This window comes from Yokenella regensburgei, assembly GCF_051486985.1.
Taxonomy (GTDB): domain Bacteria; phylum Pseudomonadota; class Gammaproteobacteria; order Enterobacterales; family Enterobacteriaceae; genus CBFFRJ01.
In genome coordinates this window covers 50,491-68,572 of sequence record NZ_JAHVDV010000015.1, presented here as the reverse complement: position 1 = coordinate 68,572, position 18,082 = coordinate 50,491, and the positions used below count along the sequence as shown (strand labels likewise).

19 protein-coding genes are annotated in these 18,082 nt (G+C 52.2%); 13 read left to right on the top strand and 6 right to left on the bottom strand.

What is annotated here, in order from left to right:
• Window positions 1-25 precede the first annotated feature (25 nt).
• Entirely contained in the window at window positions 26-679 is a 654-nt protein-coding gene (gene acrR, locus KXR87_RS12235; protein WP_437432518.1) for a multidrug efflux transporter transcriptional repressor AcrR, read from the bottom strand.
• Window positions 680-820: 141 nt separating this feature from the next.
• Between acrR and acrA the strand changes: the two genes are divergently transcribed.
• The 7 genes from acrA to KXR87_RS12200 all read left to right on the top strand — a co-directional run bounded on the left by acrA (window position 821) and on the right by KXR87_RS12200 (window position 8,394).
• Complete coding sequence (gene acrA / locus KXR87_RS12230) at window positions 821-2,020, top strand: multidrug efflux RND transporter periplasmic adaptor subunit AcrA (RefSeq protein ID WP_437432517.1); 1,200 nt, start codon at window positions 821-823, stop codon at window positions 2,018-2,020.
• A 22-nt stretch (window positions 2,021-2,042) separates the two neighbouring features.
• On the top strand, window positions 2,043-5,192 hold the full coding sequence (acrB, locus tag KXR87_RS12225) for a multidrug efflux RND transporter permease subunit AcrB (RefSeq protein ID WP_437432516.1): 3,150 nt from the start codon (window positions 2,043-2,045) through the stop codon (window positions 5,190-5,192).
• A gap of 516 nt (window positions 5,193-5,708) precedes the next feature.
• On the top strand, window positions 5,709-6,083 hold the full coding sequence (gene tomB / locus KXR87_RS12220; RefSeq protein WP_437432515.1) for an Hha toxicity modulator TomB: 375 nt from the start codon (window positions 5,709-5,711) through the stop codon (window positions 6,081-6,083).
• Between the two features lie 26 nt (window positions 6,084-6,109).
• Complete coding sequence (locus KXR87_RS12215; RefSeq protein WP_437432514.1) at window positions 6,110-6,328, top strand: HHA domain-containing protein; 219 nt, start codon at window positions 6,110-6,112, stop codon at window positions 6,326-6,328.
• Between the two features lie 72 nt (window positions 6,329-6,400).
• Window positions 6,401-6,967 (top strand): maltose O-acetyltransferase, encoded by a 567-nt coding sequence (maa, locus tag KXR87_RS12210; protein ID WP_437432513.1) that lies wholly within the window; start codon window positions 6,401-6,403, stop codon window positions 6,965-6,967.
• A gap of 99 nt (window positions 6,968-7,066) precedes the next feature.
• A complete protein-coding gene (locus KXR87_RS12205; RefSeq protein WP_437432512.1) occupies window positions 7,067-7,537 on the top strand; it encodes a YlaC family protein in 471 nt (156 codons plus the stop codon).
• Between the two features lie 155 nt (window positions 7,538-7,692).
• Window positions 7,693-8,394 carry a GNAT family N-acetyltransferase gene (locus tag KXR87_RS12200; RefSeq protein WP_437432511.1) on the top strand — a complete coding sequence of 234 codons (702 nt, stop codon included), beginning with the start codon at window positions 7,693-7,695 and terminating at the stop codon, window positions 8,392-8,394.
• On the opposite strand, the gene ykgO is transcribed toward KXR87_RS12200, so the two are convergent.
• Window positions 8,391-8,531: a type B 50S ribosomal protein L36 gene (gene ykgO, locus KXR87_RS12195; protein ID WP_437432510.1), complete on the bottom strand. Its 141-nt coding sequence runs from the start codon at window positions 8,529-8,531 to the stop codon at window positions 8,391-8,393. The two genes, KXR87_RS12200 and ykgO, sit on opposite strands and share 4 nt — an antisense overlap.
• A 3-nt stretch (window positions 8,532-8,534) precedes the next feature.
• Window positions 8,535-8,795, bottom strand: a complete 261-nt coding sequence (locus KXR87_RS12190) for a type B 50S ribosomal protein L31 (RefSeq protein WP_437432509.1) — start codon at window positions 8,793-8,795, stop codon at window positions 8,535-8,537.
• Window positions 8,796-9,064: 269 nt separating this feature from the next.
• On the opposite strand from KXR87_RS12190, the gene KXR87_RS12185 reads away from it, so the two are divergent.
• The 4 genes from KXR87_RS12185 to KXR87_RS12170 are packed head-to-tail and all read left to right on the top strand — an operon-like array spanning window position 9,065 to window position 12,370.
• The gene (locus KXR87_RS12185) at window positions 9,065-10,093 is read left to right on the top strand and encodes an isopenicillin N synthase family dioxygenase (protein ID WP_437432508.1); all 1,029 of its coding nucleotides are present in this window, start codon (window positions 9,065-9,067) and stop codon (window positions 10,091-10,093) included.
• Between the two features lie 26 nt (window positions 10,094-10,119).
• Window positions 10,120-10,926 carry a MetQ/NlpA family ABC transporter substrate-binding protein gene (locus KXR87_RS12180; protein ID WP_437432507.1) on the top strand — a complete coding sequence of 269 codons (807 nt, stop codon included), beginning with the start codon at window positions 10,120-10,122 and terminating at the stop codon, window positions 10,924-10,926.
• Entirely contained in the window at window positions 10,923-11,714 is a 792-nt protein-coding gene (locus KXR87_RS12175) for a methionine ABC transporter ATP-binding protein (RefSeq protein WP_437432506.1), read from the top strand. The genes KXR87_RS12180 and KXR87_RS12175 overlap by 4 nt, the downstream gene beginning before the upstream one ends.
• Complete coding sequence (locus KXR87_RS12170) at window positions 11,711-12,370, top strand: methionine ABC transporter permease (RefSeq protein WP_437432557.1); 660 nt, start codon at window positions 11,711-11,713, stop codon at window positions 12,368-12,370. The genes KXR87_RS12175 and KXR87_RS12170 overlap by 4 nt, the downstream gene beginning before the upstream one ends.
• A 1-nt stretch (window position 12,371) precedes the next feature.
• Here the strand turns inward: KXR87_RS12170 and KXR87_RS12165 are convergent, their stop codons facing one another.
• The gene (locus KXR87_RS12165) at window positions 12,372-13,742 is read right to left on the bottom strand and encodes a PTS transporter subunit EIIC (protein WP_437432505.1); all 1,371 of its coding nucleotides are present in this window, start codon (window positions 13,740-13,742) and stop codon (window positions 12,372-12,374) included.
• Between the two features lie 278 nt (window positions 13,743-14,020).
• Here KXR87_RS12165 and KXR87_RS12160 point away from each other — a divergent pair, with 278 nt between their 5' ends.
• Window positions 14,021-15,220: an enolase C-terminal domain-like protein gene (locus KXR87_RS12160; protein WP_437432504.1), complete on the top strand. Its 1,200-nt coding sequence runs from the start codon at window positions 14,021-14,023 to the stop codon at window positions 15,218-15,220.
• Between the two features lies 1 nt (window position 15,221).
• Here KXR87_RS12160 and KXR87_RS12155 read toward each other — a convergent pair whose 3' ends face one another.
• On the bottom strand, window positions 15,222-15,938 hold the full coding sequence (locus tag KXR87_RS12155; protein ID WP_437432503.1) for a GntR family transcriptional regulator: 717 nt from the start codon (window positions 15,936-15,938) through the stop codon (window positions 15,222-15,224).
• Window positions 15,939-16,036: 98 nt separating this feature from the next.
• Here KXR87_RS12155 and KXR87_RS12150 point away from each other — a divergent pair, with 98 nt between their 5' ends.
• A complete protein-coding gene (locus tag KXR87_RS12150) occupies window positions 16,037-17,599 on the top strand; it encodes an EAL domain-containing protein (RefSeq protein ID WP_437432502.1) in 1,563 nt (520 codons plus the stop codon).
• Window positions 17,600-17,679: 80 nt separating this feature from the next.
• On the opposite strand, the gene KXR87_RS12145 is transcribed toward KXR87_RS12150, so the two are convergent.
• Window positions 17,680-18,033: a DUF1428 domain-containing protein gene (locus KXR87_RS12145; protein WP_437432501.1), complete on the bottom strand. Its 354-nt coding sequence runs from the start codon at window positions 18,031-18,033 to the stop codon at window positions 17,680-17,682.
• Window positions 18,034-18,082: the final 49 nt, after the last annotated feature.

Below are 18,082 nucleotides of genomic sequence, written 5' to 3'. Positions count from 1 at the left end.
GCGATAATTTCCGCACAGAAGGGTTTTAAACTGTTCCGTTTTCCGAGTTATTATGCAGCGTCGGGCAAAAGCGGCACATCTCGAGTAGAATGGCCACAAAATCTCTGGCTTCTTTTTTTAAGTCAAAGGATTGGGGGGCAAATAGCCAGTTTTCCATGATACCGGAAATGTAGCCCCGCATCAGGATAGCCGCTCGTCGTGTTAATAAGTTGGTCGGCAATAATTTCGCCTCCATGCACTCTTTGAGCGTTTGTTCAATACGATCGTAACTTTCGAGGCATAAATTACGCTGTGCCTGTTGAACGATGGCCATTTCGCCAACAAATTCACACTTGTGAAAGATGATCTCCATCATTAGTCGACGACGTTCTTCAACAACGGTAGCTTCAAGGACATAGACCAAAATTTCCCTTAAAACTGAGAGTGGATCGCCGGGGAATTTTGCCCGATACTCAGTTTCAAGATCGCTAATACTGGATTCTGACAATTCCCAGATTTCGCTAAACAATTCAGACTTGTTTTTAAAGTGCCAGTAAATTGCACCACGTGTTACCCCGGCCGCCTGCGCAATATCTGCAAGGGAGGTAGAAGAGACGCCCTGCTGGGAAAAAAGACGCATTGCCACATCAAGGATGTGTTGACGTGTCTCCATAGCCTGCTGTTTGGTTTTTCGTGCCATATGTTGGTGAATTGACAGGAGTCAGATTTACATACATTTATGAATGTTTGTACTATAGCATGACGATAATATAAACGCAGCAATGGGTTTGGGATACGTGATCCATTGATCAATTTGAAATCGGACACTCGAGGTTTACTTATGAACAAAAACAGAGGGTTTACGCCTCTGGCGGTCGTTCTGATGCTTTCAGGCAGCTTAGCGCTTACAGGATGTGACGAAAAACCCGCAGAACAACAACAAGGTGCGGGGCAGATGCCAGAAGTGGGCGTAGTGACGCTCAAAACTGAATCTCTGCAGGTCACAACAGAACTTCCGGGCAGGACCAGCGCATTTCGTGTTGCGGAAGTCCGTCCGCAGGTCAGTGGTATTATTTTAAAGCGCAACTTCACTGAAGGTAGTGATGTTCAAGCGGGTGTCTCACTTTATCAGATTGATCCGGCTACCTATCAGGCCTCCTACGAAAGCGCTAAAGGTGATTTAGCGAAGGCGCAGGCCGCTGCGAATATTGCGCAAATGACCCTGAACCGCTATCAGAAACTGGTTGGCACTAAGTACATCAGCCAACAGGACTTTGATACTGCACGGGCTGATGCACAACAGGCCTCTGCTGCGGTCGTTGCTGCAAAAGCTGCCATGGAAACCGCGCGCATTAACCTCGCTTATACCAAAGTGACGTCGCCTATTAGTGGTCGCATTGGTAAATCTTCCGTGACTGAAGGGGCTCTGGTGCAATCCGGTCAAACAAACGCACTGGCCACCGTTCAGCAGCTCGATCCTATCTATGTTGATGTAACCCAATCCAGTAATGACTACCTGCGTCTGAAGCAGGAACTGGCGAACGGCACGCTGAAACAAGAGAATGGCAAAGCGAAGGTGGAACTGGTTACTAATGATGGCATGAAGTATCCGCAGACCGGCACGCTTGAGTTTTCTGATGTTACCGTTGACCAGACAACCGGCTCTATCACCCTGCGCGCTATTTTCCCTAACAAAGAGATGACGCTGCTGCCGGGCCTGTTTGTACGCGCGAAACTTGAAGAGGGAACCAACCCTAACGCGCTGCTGGTGCCGCAACAGGGCGTGACGCGTACACCGCGTGGTGAAGCCACCGCAATGGTGGTGGGCGAAGGCGATAAAGTGGAAATACGTAAGCTTACCGCAGCCCAGGCCATTGGTGACAAATGGCTGGTAACCGATGGTCTTAAAGCTGGCGACCGCGTCATTATTACCGGGCTGCAAAAAGTGAAACCCGGTGCGCAGGTAAAAGCTCAGGAAGTGACGGCAGATAACAAAGAGCAGTCTCAGGCAGGCGATCAGTCCCAGCCTTCTAAGTCTTAACTTAAACAGGAGCCGTTAAGACATGCCAAATTTCTTTATTGATCGCCCCATATTTGCGTGGGTGATCGCAATCATCATCATGCTGGCTGGGGGTCTTGCGATCCTGAAGCTGCCTGTTGCGCAATATCCCACCATTGCGCCACCGGCAATTCAGATCAGCGCGTCCTACCCAGGTGCTGATGCCAAAACGGTGCAGGATACCGTGACCCAGGTTATCGAACAGAACATGAACGGTATCGATGGCCTGCTCTACATGTCCTCCACCAGTGATTCTTCAGGTACTGTACAAATCACTATCACCTTTGATTCCGGTACGGATGCGGATATCGCGCAGGTTCAGGTGCAGAATAAACTGCAGCTGGCGATGCCGTTGTTACCGCAGGAAGTACAGCAACAGGGTGTTAGCGTTGAGAAGTCCTCCAGTAGCTTCCTGATGGTTCTCGGTATGATCAGTACCGACGGTTCCATGACTCAGGAAGATATTGCGGATTATGTCGGCGCAACCGTCAAGGACCCGGTCAGTCGTACTACCGGCGTGGGTGACGTACAGCTGTTCGGTGCGCAGTATGCGATGCGTATCTGGATGGACCCGACCAAACTGAACAATTTCAATCTCACTCCTGTCGATGTTATTACCGCGATTAAAGCGCAGAACGCCCAGGTGGCGGCCGGTCAGTTGGGCGGTACTCCACCGGTGAAGGGCCAGCAGTTGAACGCCTCAATCATCGCGCAGACCCGTCTGACCTCGACAGAAGAGTTTGGGAAAATCATGCTGAAAGTGAACCCGGATGGTTCACAGGTACGTCTGCGTGATGTGGCGAAGATTGAGCTTGGCGGCGAGAACTATGACGTTATCGCTCGCTATAACGGCCAACCCGCTTCCGGTCTGGGTATTAAACTTGCCACTGGTGCGAACGCGCTGGATACCGCTAGTGCAGTACGTGCGACCATTGCCAAGCTGGAGCCGTTCTTCCCGCACGGTTTGAAAGCGGTGTATCCGTATGACACCACCCCATTCGTTAAGATCTCTATTAACGAAGTGGTGAAAACGCTGGTTGAAGCGATCGTACTGGTATTCCTGGTTATGTATCTGTTCCTGCAAAACTTCCGTGCGACCCTGATTCCTACTATCGCGGTACCTGTCGTTCTGCTTGGGACCTTCGCCATCCTCTCTATCTTTGGCTATTCGATAAACACCCTGACCATGTTTGGTATGGTGCTGGCGATCGGCCTGCTCGTCGATGATGCCATCGTGGTGGTAGAAAACGTTGAGCGTGTGATGTCCGAAGAGGGGCTGTCACCTAAAGAAGCGACGCGGAAATCCATGGGCCAGATTCAGGGCGCCCTGGTGGGTATCGCGATGGTACTGTCGGCGGTATTTATTCCGATGGCTTTCTTCGGAGGGTCAACCGGTGCCATTTACCGTCAGTTCTCCATCACCATCGTTTCTGCAATGGTACTCTCGGTACTGGTGGCATTGATTCTGACACCAGCACTGTGTGCGACTATGCTCAAGCCGGTGGCTAAAGGTAATCATGGCGAAGACAAGAAAGGATTCTTTGGCTGGTTCAACCGGGTATTTGATAAGAGTACGCACCACTACACCGATAGCGTGGGTAACATCCTGCGTAGTACCGGTCGCTACCTGATTCTGTACGTTATCATCGTGGTGGGCATGGCGCTGCTGTTTGTTCGTCTGCCAAGTTCGTTCCTGCCTGATGAAGACCAGGGCGTATTCCTGACCATGGCACAGCTTCCGGCTGGCGCGACCCAGGAACGTACGCAGAAAGTGCTGGATGAAGTGTCTAAGTACTACCTCGACAACGAAAAAGCTAACGTAAACTCGGTGTTTACCGTTAACGGCTTCGGCTTCTCGGGACGTGGTCAGAACACCGGTCTTGCCTTCGTCTCGTTGAAAAACTGGGATGAACGTCCGGGTGAAGAAAATAAAGTCCCGGCGATCGCAGGACGTGCAAGTGCGCACTTCTCACAAATCAAGGACGCAATGGTCTTCGCCTTTAACCTGCCCGCGATTGTGGAGCTGGGTACGGCAACCGGTTTTGACTTCCAGTTGATTGACCAGGCGAACCTTGGTCACGACAAACTGATGCAGGCGCGTAATCAGTTATTCGGTGAGATTGCAAAACATCCCGATCTGCTTGTTGGCGTCCGTCCGAACGGTCTGGAAGATACACCGCAATTCAAGATCAATATCGATCAGGAAAAAGCACAGGCGCTGGGCGTTTCACTTAGCGATATCAATACCACGCTGGGCGCAGCATGGGGCGGTAGCTATGTGAACGACTTTATCGACCGTGGCCGCGTGAAAAAAGTCTATCTGATGTCAGAGGCAAAATACCGCATGCTGCCAGACGACATCGGCAAGTGGTATGTACGTGGTTCTGACGGACAGATGGTGCCTTTCTCTGCATTCTCGACGTCGCATTGGGAATACGGTTCACCGCGTCTGGAACGTTACAACGGCTTACCGTCCATGGAAATCCTCGGTCAGGCTGCACCTGGTAAGAGTACGGGTGAAGCCATGTCGATGATGGAAGAGCTGGCCGGTAAATTACCGACCGGTATTGGTTACGACTGGACGGGGATGTCCTATCAGGAACGTCTGTCCGGCAACCAGGGCCCTGCCCTGTATGCCATCTCGTTAATCGTGGTGTTCCTGTGTCTGGCCGCTTTGTATGAAAGCTGGTCGATTCCGTTCTCCGTTATGCTGGTTGTTCCCCTCGGTGTCATCGGTGCGCTGCTGGCAGCAACCTTCCGCGGACTGACGAACGACGTCTATTTCCAGGTAGGTCTGCTGACAACCATTGGCCTGTCGGCGAAGAACGCGATTCTTATCGTGGAATTCGCCAAAGACCTTATGGATAAAGAAGGCAAAGGGCTTATTGAAGCCACCCTGGAAGCGGTGCGTATGCGTCTGCGTCCTATTCTGATGACGTCGCTGGCGTTTATCCTTGGGGTTCTGCCGCTGGTTATCAGCTCTGGTGCTGGTTCCGGCGCACAGAACGCAGTCGGTACTGGCGTAATGGGTGGTATGATCACCGCAACGGTACTGGCCATCTTCTTCGTTCCGGTCTTCTTCGTGGTGGTACGCCGTCGATTTAGCCGTAAAAATGAAGATGTGGAGCACAGCCATAAGGTTGAGCAACACTGAAAACCTTAAAAGAAAAGGCCGCGTAAGCGGCCTTTTTCATCTCCGTTACACGTATCATTAAATGCTCTTATTGTCTGACTGTTTATTTTATGAATCATCAATTAGGCTTAGAATTAATACGGCATTGAAACTGTATTTTATATATCCAGGTATTATTCTTAATGAACTGGTACAATCTCTTTAAGTAAGAATGTTCCTGGTTATTCTCGTTTTCGATCGTTTATATTAGTCAAATAGCGTGTTGCTTTTGCTAACCTGATGAAGTTTAAGAGATGTTGCTCAGCTTTCTCCACGTAGTCAGTGCGTAAAATTGCCTTTATGAATGGGGTTCCAGCGCCTCGCTGGAGAAGGTAAGGATTAATTGTAATTTTTCGTAATAGCGCCATGAAATCTCTTTAAGACTGGCTTATAGTTAAATCAATGCAGAAAGCAGCTTATGCTTCTGGTCAGATCAGAAGTTTCCATCCCGAGCAGTGTTTAAATTAGTAAAAAAATCGACTCAGAAGGGGATGCGTGATGGACGAATACTCGCCAAAAAGGCATGATATCGCACAGCTTAAATTTCTCTGCGAAACGTTGTACCATGACTGTCTCGTCAATCTTGAAGAAAGTCATCATGGATGGGTTAATGATCCTACGTCTGCAATCAACTTACAGTTAAATGAGTTGATCGAGCATATCGCAACCTTCGCACTTAATTATAAAATTAAGTATAATGAAGATAATAAGCTGATTGAGCAGATAGACGAATACCTTGATGATACGTTTATGCTGTTCAGTAGTTACGGTATCAACACACTAGACTTGCAGAAATGGCGTCAATCAGGCAATCGCCTGTTTCGCTGTTTTGTGAATGTGAGCAAGGCTCACCCTGTTAGCCATTCCTGTTAAATATTACAACCAGTAAAGGTAAAGTTATGTCCGAAAAGCCATTAACCAAAGTTGATTATTTGATGCGTTTACGACGCTGTCAGTCAATTGACACCCTGGAACGCGTTATTGAAAAAAATAAATACGAACTGCCGGATGATGAACTAACGGTGTTTTATTCAGCAGCCGACCACCGCCTGGCGGAACTCACCATGAATAAGCTTTATGACAAAATTCCTTCCTCCGTATGGAAATTTGTACGCTAATCTTTGCCAACATTTATTATGGCTTTCGTATTAACAGGCTTTAACAGGCTTTAACAGGTGCGCGTTATCTTCATGAATGAAGAAAAACAAAAAATGATTTCGGGCCTTCCCTATCAGCCTGCCGATGAGACGCTGCGCGCTGATCGACTGCATGCCAGAGCCTTACTTCACCGTTATAATCACTCCAGCCCGCACGACAAAGCCGAGCGTAACGCCATACTTGAAGAATTATTGGGCCAGAGTCGCGGAGCATATATTGAACCCAGCTTTCGTTGCGACTACGGCTACAATATTTATTTAGGTGAAGCGTTTTACGCTAATTTTGATTGCGTGATGCTCGATGTATGCCCTATTCATATTGGTGATAACTGCATGCTGGCGCCAGGGGTGCATATTTACACCGCAACGCATCCGTTGGATGCCACTGAGCGTAATAGCGGTTTCGAATTCGGTAAGCCCGTACGCATCGGCAATAACGTCTGGATAGGCGGGCGCGCGGTGATCAATCCCGGCGTCACGATCGGCGATAACGCCGTCATTGCCTCCGGTGCGGTTGTCGTGAAAGATGTTGCTGCCAATACCGTGGTGGGCGGCAATCCGGCTCGTGTGATCAAAACCTTGCCAGAGCAAAAGGCGTAACTGTTATCATTTTTTGCCGCACAACTGTTACTTTTTTCACACATTATGGCAACTTAAAATATCGCATTCCCCAGCATATCAGATCATACAAGGCGCCAGATGACAGAGATCCAGCGGCTGCTCAGCGAAACCATTGACGATATTAACCAGCGCGAAAAGCGTGACAATCGTCCACGGTTTAGCATCAGCTTTATACGCAAACACCCCGGGCTTTTTGTCGGCATGTACCTCGCTTTTTTTGCGACACTCGCGGTTATGCTGCTATCAGAAACGCTTGAAGACTCAGTCTGGCTGCTGGTGGTGCTGTTTGGCCTGCTCAACGCCTTCTTCTTCTTCGATGTCTCCCCACGTTATCGTTACGACGATATCGATGTTCTGGACTTTCGCGTTTGCTATAACGGCGAATGGTATAACACCCGTTTTGTTCCTCAGGAGTTAATCAGCGCCATCCTCAGTTCCCCGGGCGTGGATGTTGAGAGCAAAACCCAACTGCAGAAAATGATTGCCCGCAAAGGCGAACTCTCGTTTTACGATGTTTTCACGCTTTCCAGACAAGATGCCGCTCAGTAAGAACCTGGGTGTCTCACCGCAGCGCATTCGGGCATAAACGCAAAGACCGACGAAGGGACAGCATCCCAAAATGGCACCGTAAAAATTGTTCATTGTGGCTCTTTTTATCCAACCCGCAACGCTTTACGCTGGGTTGATGACATAGGGGAGAGACAATGAATCAACGCAATCAGTACGGACAACCGGTGGGGGATGCCCTGCCCGACTGGCAGCCACGCCCTTTTCCGCAGCGCGTCACGCTTGAGGGACAATATTGCCGTCTGGAGCCCCTTCAGGTCGGTCATGCACCTGCCCTTTTCGCAGCGCACAGCCTTGCTGGCGATACGCGCAGCTGGACCTGGCTTTTGCGTGAACCGGATCAGGATCTGGCATCCTTCAGTGCATGGGTCGCCAGCGTGTGCGAATTACAGGATCCTCTTCATTTTGCCGTGATTGATACGCGAAGGCAGTCTCCGGTCGGCTCTCTCTCACTGATGCGCATTGATGCCGCTAATGGCGTGGTGGAGGTAGGAAGCGTGCATTTCTCGCCCCTGCTTACGCGAACGGTCGCTGCGACGGAAGCACAGTGGCTGTTAATGCATTACGTTATGGAAACGCTGGGCTATCGCCGCTATGAGTGGAAATGCAACAGCCTTAACGAACCCTCAAGGCGTGCTGCACTGCGGTTAGGTTTTCAGTATGAAGGGCGTTTTCGTCAGGCTCTGGTTGCGAAGGGCCGCAACCGGGATACCGACTGGTTTTCAGTTATTGACGGTGAATGGCCGCAGTTAGACCAGGCGTTCAGAAAATGGCTTGCCGCCGACAACTTCTCGGCCGACGGCAGGCAACGACACACTCTCGAAGCGTATCGTCGTTAACCTCTTTTTTTTCGACCCTGAACCGCTTTAAAGCGCGGGTTAGATTTGCAGATCACATAAATACGCCCCTTGCGTCTGACTATCTGACAGTCAGGGTGGCGTTGTTTTGCACTGCGTAAAGAGTTCAGTACCTGCATAGTTTAGTCCCGCCTGGTGCCAAGAAAACGGCCATAACGCTGCTGGAAACGGGCTGCGCTGCCTTCGGTTCCCACCACCTTCTGCTTGCCCGTGTAATACGGATGCGACGCTGATGACACATCCAGCGTGACGTAAGGATAGGTCTTGCCCTCCAGTTCAATCTCACGATCGGTCTTAATGGTCGAGCCTACTTTAACGTACTGATCCGCGCTGGTGTCATGAAACACCACGGTACGGTAGTACGGGTGAATATCGGGTTTCATCTTACTCTCACATGTTTTGTTATAACATAACAAAAATCATAACGAATTTATCCGGCCACCGCAACTGCCACGCCTTATCTGTTTTTCGCAAAAGCAACGAACCCCACGCCGACATAAATTAGAAAAGAACGTTATTGGTTGAATGGCTGGGCTTAGGGCAAGCTGGCGTTAAACCACATGTGAGGAAAGCATCATGATGCGCTGCTGTTGTGCCAGACCCCGTCCCCTGAAAAGCATTAACACCTGCGACCCCTTATCCGGAGAACATAATGAACGCCACCACCTTACCTATCCTCAGCCTGGCGCGGTACTTCAATCCCGCTGAACGCGATGCTTTCCTTGTGCAATTGCGCACCGCCGCGCGCGATATTGGTTTCTTCTATCTCACACACCACGGTGTGAATGACGCGCTTCAGTACACCGTTCAACAGGAAGCCCGCCGCTTTTTTGCCCTAAACGAGGAGCAAAAACAGCAGGTAGCGATGATCAACTCCCCCCATTTTCGCGGATACAACCGTGCCGCCTCAGAGCTGACCCGCGGTAAACCGGACTGGCGCGAACAGTTTGATATTGGCGCAGAGCGTCCCGCACTGGCGTTAAGCGAGAGCGCCCCCCGCTGGGGTCGGTTACAGGGGCCGAATCTTTGGCCTGCGGAGCAACCGGCGTTAAAAAGCACCCTGCTTGCCTGGCAAAAATCGATGACCGACATGGCCGTTGTGTTACTGCGCGCCTTTGCCGAAGCATTACAGCTCCCTGCCAATGCCTTTGATGCGCTCTATGGCGAGAAACCCAACGAACACATCAAGTTGATTCGCTATCCCGGTCAGGAGGGGACCCGAAGCAGCCAGGGCGTTGGTGCCCACAAAGATTCCGGCTTTTTGAGCTTCCTGTTGCAGGACGAGCAAAAAGGGTTAGAGGTCGAAGTTTCCCCCAATAACTGGATTGAGGCCATCCCACTGCCCGGCAGCTTCGTAGTCAACATTGGTGAACTGCTGGAACTGGCGACCAACGGCTATCTGCGGGCCACTGTGCATCGTGTGACGTCGCCGCCGGCCGGGCAGGAGCGCCTCTCCATTGCGTTCTTTCTGGGCGCGCAACTGGACGCCGTTGTCCCGGTATACGCACTGCCTGAATCGCTGGCACGTGAAGCCCGGGGGCCGGAAAGCGATCCTCAAAACCCACTGTTACGGGACGTTGGCTGGAACTACCTGAAGGGCCGCTTGCGTTCCCACCCGGATGTTGCCGAGCGCTATTACCGCGATGTGCTGCGCGAACGCAGTGAACAACTGATCGTATAACTCATAACAATATAAGGATGAGCATCATGAAATATGCCGCATTTAAACTGGCAGGGGTGTCGTTGTCTCTTTCTCTCGCCTGGAGTAGCGCTCAGGCAGAAGCACTGCGTATCGCCGCCGATCCGGTGCCACACGCCGAGATCTTAAATTACGTTAAAAAAATTGACCCGACGCTGGATATCAACATTGTTGAACTGACCAGCGGAGCAAATGCCAACGAGCTGCTGGCGAGCGGCGACGTGGATGCCAACTACTTCCAGCATGTGCCCTATCTGAAGAGTCAGGAAAAGGCGTTGGGTAAAACCTTTGCCGTCGCCGCCACGGTGCATATCGAACCGCTGGGTATTTACTCGCGCCAGTACAAAGATTTTAAATCCGTGCCGGATGGCGCAACCGTCGCGGTGCCCAACAACGTCACCAACCTGAGCCGCGCGCTCTTCCTGTTGCAAAGCCAGGGCCTGATAAAACTGGATGCGAAATTCACCGATCCGGCAAGTACGCTGGCCACTGCGAAAAATATCGTTGAGAACCCGAAACACCTGAAGATTCTGGAAGTCGAATCACCGCAGATCCCCCGCTCACTGGACGATGTAGCGCTGGCGGTTATCAACGGTAACTATGCCCTGGAGGCGGGCCTCTCACCGGCAAAAGATGCGCTGGGTCTGGAGAGTGCCGACCATAACCCGTATGCCAATATCCTGGTCACCACCCCGGCGCTTGCCAGTGACCCACGTATTAAAGCGCTGGCAAAAGATCTGACCTCGCCGCAGGTGGCCGAATTTATTCGTAAAACCTACAACGGCTCCGTTATCCCGGTTGCGCCACAGTCATGATTGAGGTTGAAGGGCTGAGTAAGATTTACGCCGGAACGGGCCGACCGGCACTGAATAACGTGTCGCTGAGCGTGCCAAAAGGAGCCATTTATGGCATCCTCGGGCGCAGTGGCGCGGGGAAAAGCACCCTGATCCGCTGTCTGAATCTGCTGGAGCGGCCCACCACGGGCCGCATCATCATTAATGGCAGTGAGATTACGCAGCTCGACAAAGCCGGACTGCGCGAACATCGGTTACGCACCGGCATGATTTTTCAGCACTTCAACCTGCTTCACGCGCGTACGGTGGCAGATAACGTCGCCGTGCCGCTGGAGATAGCCGGCACGCCAAAAGCACTGCGTCAGGCGCGCGTGGAAGAGCTGCTCTGGCTGGTAGGACTGAGCGACAAAGCGAAAGCTTATCCCTCACAGCTTTCCGGCGGGCAAAAGCAGCGCGTCGGCATCGCACGAGCACTGGCGGCCCGTCCGGATGTGCTGCTGTGCGATGAGGCGACCAGTGCGCTCGACCCGGAAACCACCGCATCGGTGCTGTCACTGTTGGCCGACATCAACCAAAAACTGAAGCTAACCATTGTGCTGATTACCCATGAGCTGGAAGTGGTGAAAACGCTCTGCTGCCATGCCGCACTGCTGGAAAACGGCGAAATCATTGAGAGTGGCAAAATCGCCGACCTGCTGGTGGCCACCAGGTCAAAACTGCGCCAGACGTTACTTCATGACCCGCAGGCCGAGCGGAATTTCCTGGCTCGCCACGGCTTTAACGGGAGGCCATTATGCGTGGTCGCATGAGCCTGGAAGATTTGTGGCCGTTGCTGGTCGACGGGACGCTCGATACCCTTTATATGGTGGCGCTGGCCTCGCTCTTTACCGTGCTGCTTGGCCTTCCGCTGGGCGTCTTACTGTTTATTTCACGCAAAAACGGCCTTGTGCCGATGCCACGGCTTAATACCCTGCTGGCTACGGTGATTAACTTTGGCCGTTCGCTGCCCTTTATCGTATTACTGATCGCCCTGATTCCCTTTACCAGGCTGCTGATTGGCACGACGCTTGGCAGCACCGCGGCCATCGTGCCTATTACCATCGGCGCATTTCCCTTCTTCGCCCGGCTAACGGAAAGTGCGCTGGACGAGGTGGATTACGGCCGCATTGAAGCCATATTGTCGATGGGCGGCAGCCCCTGGCATGTGATTACCAAAGCGCTGTTGCCGGAAGCCCTCCCGACACTGCTTGCAGGGATAACCCTTACCGTGGTGATGCTGATTGGTTTTTCATCGATGGCAGGGGTTATTGGCGGCGGCGGTCTTGGCGATCTGGCGATTCGTTATGGCTATCAACGGTTTAATGACCAGGTGATGCTCGCTACCGTGGTGATTTTATTGGTCATGGTACAAGGGGTACAAATGGCCGGAGACCATCTGGTGCGCCGACTGGCGCACCGACGGTAACTTATTCGGTGGCCTCTTTTCCGACCAGCATGGTCGTCAGCACAAAGGAGAGCACCAGCGCCATTCCCACCCCGGAAAGGGCATAGACAAAGTAGGGGCCAATATAGGCAGGCAGGCTGAAGATGCTCGACAATATGTAGCCATAAAGTCGGACACCAAAGAAAGCAATGAACGCTGAGGCCAGGGAGCTTGCCACCGTTGCGGCAATAAAGGCCTTTTTATAGCGCGTGAGCACACCAAACAGCGCCGGTTCGGTTATGCCCAACAGCGCGGAAATTGCTGCGGACAGCGTCACCGTCTTGTCCTGACGGTTTTTGCTCAGTCGCCAGATGGCAAAGGTGGATCCGGCAATCGCCATGTTCGCCATAAACATCATTGGCATGAGCATGTCGTAGCCGCGATCGCTGAAGTTTTGCAGCGCAATCGGCGTCATGGCGTGGTGCATCCCGGTGAGGATTGCCACCGGACGAATTGCCCCCACCACCAGCCCGGCAAAGCTGGCTGACACGCCAAATAACCCCTCGATAAACCATGCCAGCGCCTTGCCAAGATAAATACCGATCGGACCGATGATCACCAGCGCCGCCAGCGCCCCCAGAAAGAGCGTCAGCGTCGGGGTAAAGACGGTTTTCAGTACATCAGGCATGAATCTGTCGACCCAGCGGTGGATATAGCTCAGCGCCAGAATGGAGAAAATGACCGGAATGACGCTGGAGGCATAGTTGAACACCGAGACCGGGATGGCATTCAGCAGCCACAGGGCACTCACGGCCCCTTCCTGATGGGTCGCCAGCGCTTTCGCCGCATCAATTAACGAGGGGTACATCAGACAGGCGGCGACCGCCGCTGCCAGATATTCATTAGTTTTAAAGATTTTTGCCGCCGATACGGCAAGGAAAAAGGGCAGAAAATAAAAAACGCCGCTGGCGATCAAATCAATAATCACCACGGTATCACTTTTTGCAGAGACCAGCTTCAGGGCAATCAGCCCGGCCAGCAGGCCTTTGATCATACCGGCGCCAGCGATTGCGGGGACGATAGGACCAAACACCCCGGAAACGGTATCCATAAACATTGATACCAGGCTCTTATGCCCTTTCACCGGACTGGTTGTTGTTTCCGGCTTGCTGCCGAGCGCTGCCAGCATTTGCTCATACCAGCTGTTGACCTTCGGGCCAATAACAATCTGGAATTGATCGCTCTGTAACTGCGCCCCCATCACACCCGGTAGCGCTTTTATTGCCCCCTGATCCACTTTGTTATCATCAATAAGATCAAAGCGTAAGCGCGTCATGCAATGCCAGACATTATTGATATTATCCTTCCCACCCACCAGGCGGATAATATTATTGATGGCCTCTTGCGTTCCCATAAAAGCTCCTGCAGGAATATTGTCGTTTTACTTCTTGCCTTAAAGAGTAAAGAAAGAGAAATGACAAAACAAACCAATAAAACATGAGTCACGTCACAATTCGCTACCGTAAGGCAGACAATAGATAACTCAACCTCAAATTGGTACGGTTTTTAATTAAATTAAATCAAAATAACTGACCAAAATATTTATCTTAAAAAAGGGTTTACCTTGCACAAAATTTAGGGGGAAGATAATAGCCATTCTGGCTTATCACCTCGTTGTAAAGGAGTCTCCCTGTGACGCCATCGTTGATTCAAAATATCGAATGTTTTATTACTCGCCCGGACAGGCACAATCTGGTGACCGTGCGCGTGACCACGGATAAAGGCATCACCGGTCACGGTTGCGCCACTTTTCAGCAGCGTCCGCTGGCGGTCAAAACGATGGTGGATGAGTATCTCAGGCCACTGCTTATCGGACGCGATGCCAACCACATTGAAGACCTCTGGCAGATGATGAACGTTAACGCCTACTGGCGTAATGGGCCGGTAATGAACAATGCTATTTCCGGGGTGGATATGGCGCTCTGGGATATCAAAGGCCAGCTGGCAGGTATGCCGCTTTATCAATTACTCGGCGGACAATCGCGCAGCGCCATTGCCGCTTACAGCCATGCCAGCGGTGAAACGCTGGAGGAATTATTTGCAAGCGTCGACCATTTGCGCGAACAGGGCTACCGTCACATTCGCTGTCAGTTGGGCTTTTACGGCGGCACGCCGGACGCGTTACACACCCCGCAAAATCCGACGCCGGGGGCCTATTTTGATCAGCAAACCTATATGAATAACACCGTGGCAATGTTTAAAGCGCTGCGGGAAAAGTACGGGTTTGGGTTAGAAATTTTGCACGATGTGCATGAGCGACTCTTCCCGCAACAGGCGGTGCAACTGGCGAAGCGGCTTGAACCCTATCAGCCCTACTTTATCGAAGATATTCTTTCTCCGCAGCAGAGCGGCTGGTTTGAACAGGTTCGTCAGCAGAGTTGCATTCCCCTGGCGATGGGGGAACTCTTTAATAATCCGGCGGAGTGGCATGAGCTGATAGTGCATCGCCGTATTGATTTTATACGCTGCCATATTTCACAAATTGGCGGCATCACCCCGGCGCTCAAACTGGCGGTGCTGTGCCAGGCCTTTGGTGTACGCCTCGCCTGGCATGGCCCTGGTGACATGACCCCGATTGGCGTTGCAGTGAATACGCACCTGAACATTCACCTGCACAATGCAGCGATTCAGGAGTACATACCGCGCTCCGCCGCGACCGATGCGGTTTTCCCCGGCGCGCCCGTTGTCAAAGAGGGTTTTGTCTATCCAACGCAAGCGCCTGGCATTGGCGTCACGTTCAATGAACAGGAAGGATCACGCTATCCGGTGCTCTACCGCCCGCATGAGTGGACACAAAGCCGCTTACCGGACGGGACGATGCACACGCCTTAACTTACTGCTCGCCTTTGCGAAAAGCGAGATTCTGCCGATTATGGGGGATGACATAGGTACAGGTGTAATTGATGTCGATAATGTCGCTGATTTCATAGACCTGTCCCCCTTCCAGAATACCGCGATTGCTGATATGCATAGCCGGGCTGCCCTTTTTGCAGCCCAGCAGCGTCGCTTGTTCACGGCTGACGGCGACCGCCCGGTAGGTCGTCAGCATATGTGAGATATGATAGCCCTTTCCCAGCACATACTGTTGCAGCGAACTTTCAATAACCTGCTGATTAAGATCGCTGAACCCCCCCACCGGCATGCGGGACACTTCAATCTGTACGGCTTCTTCATCGACATAACGAAGCCGACAAAACTGCCAGATGAAGCTTTCGTCACGCAGGCCAAAGATCTGCTGTTCATCCCGGTCGGGCCGTTTTTTATGCAGACTGATCATCCGAAAGCGGATTTGATCGAAGCGTTTTTCGGTGATCGAGTTATAGACCAGCGGGTTGCTGCGCGCCTGCTCGTTAATCCACGCCCCGGACCCCTGTATGATCCGCACCACGCCGATGCTGGCCAGTTTTTCGATAGCCTGGCGTACGGTAAAGCGCGACACACCATACTCCTCAGCAAGCTGTCTTTCCGGCGGGAGTTTTCGTGGACCTGCATCGCTGAATTGATAAATTTTGCTAAGGAGATCCTGGGTTACGAATTCTTTTTTCTTCATCCCGTCATTCCTGAAAGAAATCAATCATTGTCGCGTGTTATAACATTTGTGGTTTTCAAATACGCATGTTTCTCAGTATCAAACAGGGATTTTTGGTCATGACAAACCGACGATTGGTGAGCCTGATTACAGGTGTGCTACTTTTCGCCGTTCTCGTGCCCGTGGCGCTGAGCATTTGGCTGTCACATCGCCAGGCGGAAGAGGCGTTTATGAACGAGCTGGATACCTTTTCCCGACTGGTGAAAATGCGCGCTGAAAAAGTGGCTAATCAGGGAAAAGAGGCGCTCCGTCATCTCGACAGTTTTCACGGCGTTCCCTGCAGCCCGGAACACCTGTTGATGATGCGCCGGGTCTCCTATAGCTTTCGCTATGTGCAGGAAGTGATTTACCTCAACCAGAGTATGTCTCAGTGCTCATCGCTGGAAAGTGGCAGCGAAGCCACCGCTTTTCCCCCACCGGAAAGGATCACTGACGACGGCTATCGCGCCTGGCTGACCAGCCATAATGACCTGGGTTTAAACCAGTATATGGTCGCTGTAGGGACTCAACGCCATATCATCATGACCGATCCCCAGTCGTTTATTGATGTCATCCCCTCAGGTTCGTGGCCGATTAATATTGCACTTATTGGCATTAACACCAGGCGAGTGATAGCCAGCAGCAGTACAGCTCCTGGAGCGGAAATATTACGTGAGCTCAATGCCCTGCATCCGGTACAACTTAAGGCGCATAACGCCGCGTGGAACATCACGCCGGTTCCGCAGATGGGGATAGCCATTATCACCTGGGCCTCGCTGGCCCCGCTTGAAACAAGCTGGCTGCGGTTGCTGGTTTTCTGGCTTCCGGTAGGATTGCTGCTGAGCCTGGCCCTGGCGTACTTTTTGATCCGAATTCTGCGCCGCCTGCAGTCGCCGGGCGCCCGCCTGTTGGATGCCATCCGGGCCCGCGAAATTGAGATGTTTTATCAGCCGATTGTCTCCCTGGATAATGGCAACATTGTCGGTGCCGAGGCGCTGGTGCGCTGGCGGCAGGGCAATGGCAGTTTTCTCTCGCCGGATACCTTTATCCCGCTTGCAGAGCAAACCGGCCTGATGCCACAGCTGACCACACTGATCATTGAAAAGGTGTTTGAAGACATGGGCTGCTGGCTGAAAGCCCATCCCACCCAGCATGTTTCCATTAATCTTGAACCTGGTGATTTGCTGACCCCGGCGGTGCCTGACCAGATCAAGCAGCTACTGATGCACTGGCAGCTATCGGCCTCGCAGATAGCGCTGGAAGTGACCGAACGGGGATTTGCCGATCCCACTGCTACCAGGCCGACGCTTTCAGCCCTGCGTTCCGCCGGGCATGCCATCTACATCGATGATTTTGGCACCGGCTACTCCAGCCTCAGCTATCTGCAAAATCTGGACGTCGACATCATTAAAATTGACAAATCCTTTGTGGACGCGCTGGAGTACAAAAATATGACGACGCATATTGTCGAGATGGCTAAGGCGCTGAAACTGGCGATGGTGGCGGAAGGGATTGAAACTGAAAATCAGCGGGACTGGCTTTATCAGCATGGCGTGCAGTACGGGCAAGGCTGGCTTTACAGCAAAGCGCTGCCCAGAGAGGACTTCATTGCCTGGGCGGAGAAGCACCTCGCGCCCCTCTGAGTGTTACCCGATATACCAGCAAACTCGCGGGAGGTAACAGAGATCGCAGGTGGCGCGCCCATCCACCGGGTGACGGGCGGCTACTCATCCAGGATCGGGGCAAAGCCTCCGTAGATAATGCGTTTACTATCAAAGGGCATCGCATCACCCAGCTCACGCATTCTGGGATCAGACATCATCTTTTGGTTAGCGGCATCCCGCACTGCTCTGGAGGGGTATTCAATCCAGCTGAACACCACCTCTTCATGATCTTCGGCATTCACCGCCATGCGAAAATCGGTGATGTTGCCTGCGGGCACGTCATCAGCCCAACACTCCACCACCCGCGTGGCACCAAACTCTTTGAACAGCGGCACCGCTTTGGCCGCCAGTTGCCGGTACACCTCTTTCTGATCTGCCGGCACTGCCACTACAAACCCATCAATGTACTTCATGAAAGCGTCTCCGAAGTGAGTGACGCGGCGAAGGAACTCCCGCCGCGCC